The organism is Chromobacterium aquaticum, from assembly GCF_021129195.1.
In the GTDB taxonomy this organism is placed as follows: Bacteria; Pseudomonadota; Gammaproteobacteria; order Burkholderiales; family Chromobacteriaceae; genus Chromobacterium; species Chromobacterium aquaticum.
Genome location: NZ_JAJOHW010000265.1, coordinates 1 through 514, shown reverse-complemented (window position 1 = coordinate 514; position 514 = coordinate 1). Strand labels below are relative to the sequence as shown.

Below are 514 nucleotides of genomic sequence, written 5' to 3'. Positions count from 1 at the left end.
GCGCTCAGCGCGGCGGCCAGGTCGGCGTAGCCGCGGCTGTGTGTCAGGCCGGCCAGCGCGGCGCGTTCGGCCAGGCTGGGCAGCGGGCCGGTCCAGACGATGTCGGCCACGTCCGGATCGTTGCCGAACAAGGTCGCTTCGCCGCTGTCGGCGTCGATGAGGCCGGCCAGGCCCGGCTCGTTCAGGCCGAAGAAATAACGGAAGCTGGAGTCCTGCACGAAGGGCAGGGTGTTGTCGTGGTAGTTCATCGGCGAATCGACATTGCCGACAAACAGCAGCAGGCCGGACAGGCCGGCCGCTTGCAGACGGGCGCGGCGTTGCGCGTATACGGTGGCAGCGAACATGGTTTCCTCGGGAGTGGGAAGGGTCCGCCCGGTGCTTGCCGTGCGGAATATTGTATCCAGTCCCTTAACTTATCATGCTGGCCGCCGCGCGGCCAGTGCCGGTTCAGCCGCGTTGGCGCGCGGCGTCGGCGCTGGCGGGCCGGGCCTTGGCCGGGCGCAGGATCAAGGCC

1 protein-coding gene is annotated in these 514 nt (G+C 69.1%); it reads right to left on the bottom strand.

All coding sequences use genetic code 11. From position 1 onward, the window contains the following. On the bottom strand, nt 1–344 hold a 344-nt coding region (locus LQT98_RS23660; protein WP_231465697.1), incomplete at its 3' end, for an aminopeptidase P N-terminal domain-containing protein. Nucleotides 345–514 lie beyond the last annotated feature (170 nt).